Below are 3975 nucleotides of genomic sequence, written 5' to 3' on the forward strand. Positions count from 1 at the left end.
GCTGTCGGGGCAGGAGAACCTGCAGCTGATGGTGGACCTGCACGGGCTGCGCGGCGAGGCGGGTACGGCGGTGATCGCCGATCTGCTCAAGCGGTTCGACCTGGTCGAATCGGCCGGCAAGCTGGTGGCCACCTACTCCGGTGGGATGCGCCGCAAGCTGGATCTGGCGATGACCCTGGTCGGCAACCCGCGGATCATCTTCCTCGACGAGCCGACCACCGGGCTGGACCCGCGCTCCCGGCGCACCATGTGGACCATCATCCGCGAACTGGTCGCCGACGGCGTGACCATCTTCCTCACCACCCAATATTTGGAGGAGGCCGACCAGTTGGCCGACCAGGTCGCGGTTTTGGACCACGGCCGCATCGTCGCCTCCGGTACGCCGGATGAGCTCAAGCGGCAGGTGCCCGGCACGCATGTGCGGCTGAAGTTCGCTTCGGTGGCCGAGTTGGACGCGGCGGCGCGGGTGCTTTCGGATGCCACTCGCGACGACGACGGTCTCGCGTTGCGGGTGCCCAGTGACGGCGGCACCCGCTCGCTGCGGGCGCTGTTGGACCGGCTGGATGAGTACTCGATCAGCGCCGAGGAGTTCTCGGTGCACACTCCGGATCTCGATGACGTGTTCCTCGCCCTGACGGGCCAAACCACGGAGGTGGCGGCGAAATGAGCGCCCAGTCCCACTCGTTGGTCATGCTGCGGCGTAATGCCAAGCACATCGCCCGCAACCCCATCTCGGTGTTCAACGCGGTGCTGATGCCGATCGTGCTCATGCTGATGTTCGTGTACATGTTCGGGGAGGCATTCGATGTGGGGGTCGACTACATCGACTACGCCACGCCGGGGTTGATCCTGATGGCCGTCTGCTACGGCCTGAGCTCCACCGCGGTGGCGGTCAACTCCGACATGACCAAGGGCATCATCAACCGGTTCAAGGTCATGCACGTCTCTCGGGGCGCGGTCTTGAACGGGCATGTGGTGGCTACCGTGCTGACGAACCTGGTCGCCATCGCCGCGTTGGTAGGCGTGGCCTTCCTGTTCGGCTTCAGCCCGGCGGCCAGTGCTCTGGATTGGCTGGGCGTGGCCGGTCTGGTCCTGGTGCTCGGGGTTGCCGCCAGTTGGCTGACCATCGCCCTCGGGCTGGCCGCCAAGTCCCCGGAAACCGCCGGGCTGGCCTCCGTGCCCCTTGTCATGCTGCCGTTCTTCAGCAGCGCCATCGTGCCGGCCGACAAGATGGGCCCGGGCCTGCGCCAGTTCGCCGAGTACCAGCCCTTCACCCCGATCATCGAAACCCTGCGCGGACTGCTCAACGGCACCCCGTCGGCCAGCCACGCCCTCGCCGCCTTCGCCTGGTGCCTGGGCATCGCGGTGGTCGGCTACCTGTGGGCTTCCCGCAGCTTCACCAAGCGAGCCTGACCGCAATCAGTTCAGCCCAATCCGGCTGCGACTCGTCCCGAACCGCCTCGGCGAATCCCACTCGCCGAGGCGGTTTCGCGTCAGGTCACCGGTTGCTGTCTTCGGCCGCATTTCGGTCTGGAAAAAAACGTTGCTATGTGCGTACGTCCAGCTCGTCCAGTTCGTCCAGCCCGGCGTGCTCTTCCTCCGCCGCATCGGGTATTCCCGCGAGCTCGGCGTCCAGTTGATCGGCGCTCGGGAGTTTGTCGATCATATTCATGATCTCGGCCAGTTCCGCCGGTATCTCCTCCGCCGTCGCCTCCGCTCCGGCCGAAACCGCCTGCGCCGGTTGTTCGGTCGGCGTCGCGATCGTGACGCCGTAGGAGGCGAAGGTGGCAACCCGTTCGCTCGCGGGCTGGGACTCCAGGAAGTCGAGCAGGGCCGTTGTCACAGTGCCGAACCCCTGCTCGGCGGCGTGGTATTCGAACCACTGACGAAACGCCGGCCACGACTCGGCCGAGCCGTCCCAGGAGGGCCCGTTGGTCGCCAGGAACGTGTGCCACGCCTGCTCGTCGTAGTCGGTACCGGCATCCGGTTCGGCTACCTGTGTCACCACCAGTTCGTACGCCGTGGCGTCCAGTTGGTCCGAGTCCAGCGTCGTGGTCCGTTCCTCGTCGGGCAGTTCGTCCAGCCAGTGCAGCAACGCGGCCACCGCGGGCTGCTCCGCGGGGTCGGGCAGGCCCAGTTGTTCGAGGAACCTCGCCCGGCGCTGGGCCCACGACTGGTCCGCCGTGCTCCGCAGATCCTGAAGAGCCGGGTGCAGCCAGTTCCACACGTCCTCCTGCACGCTCATCTTTCGCTCCAATCCTCTGCTCGCACGTGACCATTGTTAACGTTGTGCACGGTGCCCACATCCGCCAATAAGCTGCCCTTTTGGAGTAGTCGATTCATCTCTTTGGCATCCAATGAGCCTGATAGAATCCGGTCATGCCTCTGGTCCAAGACAAGCTCAATGTCGTGGGGGAGTTCCATAGCGAGAGCGGTCCGCGCAGGGCGATGGAGGCGCGGTTCTGCTTGGCGAAAACTCGCAGCCCGAACTACTGGCGTGAAAATGAATTTCCCGATTTGCACCAGGAGGTCAGCAGCCGGGCCCGGCGCGGACAGGGGCATGGCGGGGCGCAGGGCGCCGACCTCATGGAGCTTCGCGCGGCACACGCCGCGTCTTTGCTGGTCGAGAAAACCACCGAGCTGAGCGCAACCGCCGCCAAGTTGGCCGGGGTCGCCAGGGTGATGACCCCCAAGATTTACCGCCTGTTCAACGAGAAGATCAACGCTGTGCACCGGTTCCGGGTCCGGGCCGCGGGCGGTTGGCGGCCGACCAGGACCACCGAGTTGAACACGGCTGCCGCGGCGATATTCGACGGCACCGAGCACGCGTGCCAGGCGTATCTCGACGCGACCCCCGACCTGTCGACGCTCACGTTGTCCGCGCAAAGCGCGGCCGCCCAGGCGTTTGCCGACGGCCTCAACGCGGTCAGCGGCCAACTGGATGTACTGAAAAACGCGGTCGGCGCGACCGGATTGGGCAACGATCCCACCGCACTGGCCGCGCACGTGCAAGCGCAGCGTTCCGCGTTCATGGGGTTGGCCGCTGGGATGTCGTCGCAGCTCGGCGTCTGGAAGATCGGCCAAGGCCACATCGACGACCTGACCAGCGGCCGGTCGAAAATAGACATGAGCCGGGCGAACTTCGTCACCAGGGACGACTTCATCCAGGAGTTCACGGACTGGGTCCGCGAAGAGGTAGCCCGGAAGCGAGCCCGAGAGCAACAGGCCCAGCAGCCGACCCAACAGATCACCTGAGCGTTCCCGGCAGCGGGTCAGCGGTGCTTGGATCACCGCATGGGTGACGCCGAACAGATGTGGATCACTGCTGTGCCAGCGCTGGAGGACGGCGCGGCCGAACTGGTCGTGATCGGGGTCGATCCGACCGCGGACGACCCCGGCCCGCGGCTGGTGGACATGCTCCTGGACCGTGGCCACGAGGGCGAAGAGGGCGTGCTCTACCTGCTCCCGTTCGACCTGGGAGTGCGCTACGAACGCACCGGCGACCGACTGTCGGTGCTCGTACTGACCTCACCGCAGGTCCTCGACCACACGGTGTCGTCGAGAAGCAACGAAGACCTCACCGCCGCCGCGGCCCACCTGCGTGCGGCCACCCTGGTCGACGGCGGCGTGCCCCTGCTGCGCCGGGAGATCCCCACCGACTTCGACCACACCACCGACAACGACGACCACCCCGTGGTCCTGCTCGTCCAAGAAGGACCGGCGACAGAGCAGACCCTCTTCGCTGCCTTCGACGAAGACGAGGCGGCTCTCGCCGTCATCGGCCCGTGGTCCGACACCGAAAGCACGGTGTGATGCCGCCCGCCGGGCGGACAGCACTTGGCGAACCGGTGCTGGAGCCGCACTTCAGATGCTCGGGACGGGAACTCGCGAATAGTGCACTCGATGGAGTCGGCCACCGCTGAGCCGAACCGGCCGGAGGCCGGCGCCGCAGGCGCCGGCCTCCGGCCGGTTTCG

General features: G+C 66.5%; 5 protein-coding genes. 4 read left to right on the top strand and 1 reads right to left on the bottom strand.

What is annotated here, in order from left to right; genetic code table 11:
• On the top strand, positions 1–667 hold a 667-nt coding region (locus VFV67_RS14515), incomplete at its 5' end, for an ATP-binding cassette domain-containing protein (RefSeq protein WP_326470388.1).
• The gene (locus tag VFV67_RS14520) at positions 664–1413 is read left to right on the top strand and encodes an ABC transporter permease (RefSeq protein WP_326470389.1); all 750 of its coding nucleotides are present in this window, start codon (positions 664–666) and stop codon (positions 1411–1413) included. The genes VFV67_RS14515 and VFV67_RS14520, both read left to right, overlap by 4 nt.
• A 133-nt stretch (positions 1414–1546) precedes the next feature.
• Here the strand turns inward: VFV67_RS14520 and VFV67_RS14525 are convergent, their stop codons facing one another.
• Positions 1547–2245 carry a hypothetical protein gene (locus VFV67_RS14525; protein ID WP_326470391.1) on the bottom strand — a complete coding sequence of 233 codons (699 nt, stop codon included), beginning with the start codon at positions 2243–2245 and terminating at the stop codon, positions 1547–1549.
• A 134-nt stretch (positions 2246–2379) separates the two neighbouring features.
• Here VFV67_RS14525 and VFV67_RS14530 point away from each other — a divergent pair, with 134 nt between their 5' ends.
• Together VFV67_RS14530 and VFV67_RS14535 are read left to right on the top strand one after the other, a co-directional pair.
• Positions 2380–3255 carry a hypothetical protein gene (locus VFV67_RS14530; RefSeq protein WP_326470393.1) on the top strand — a complete coding sequence of 292 codons (876 nt, stop codon included), beginning with the start codon at positions 2380–2382 and terminating at the stop codon, positions 3253–3255.
• Positions 3256–3327: 72 nt separating this feature from the next.
• Positions 3328–3813: a hypothetical protein gene (locus tag VFV67_RS14535; RefSeq protein WP_326470395.1), complete on the top strand. Its 486-nt coding sequence runs from the start codon at positions 3328–3330 to the stop codon at positions 3811–3813.
• Positions 3814–3975: the final 162 nt, after the last annotated feature.

The organism is Actinophytocola sp., from assembly GCF_035762905.1.
Taxonomy (GTDB): Bacteria; Actinomycetota; Actinomycetes; order Mycobacteriales; family Pseudonocardiaceae; genus DASYTH01.

What these genes read in the sequence shown, in the direction of transcription:
- VFV67_RS14520 (WP_326470389.1), top strand. Translation starts at nt 664, where the DNA reads ATGAGCGCCCAGTCCCACTCGTTGGTCATGCTGCGGCGTAATGCCAAG.
- VFV67_RS14525 (WP_326470391.1), bottom strand. Translation starts at nt 2,245, where the DNA reads ATGAGCGTGCAGGAGGACGTGTGGAACTGGCTGCACCCGGCTCTTCAG.
- VFV67_RS14530 (WP_326470393.1), top strand. Translation starts at nt 2,380, where the DNA reads ATGCCTCTGGTCCAAGACAAGCTCAATGTCGTGGGGGAGTTCCATAGC.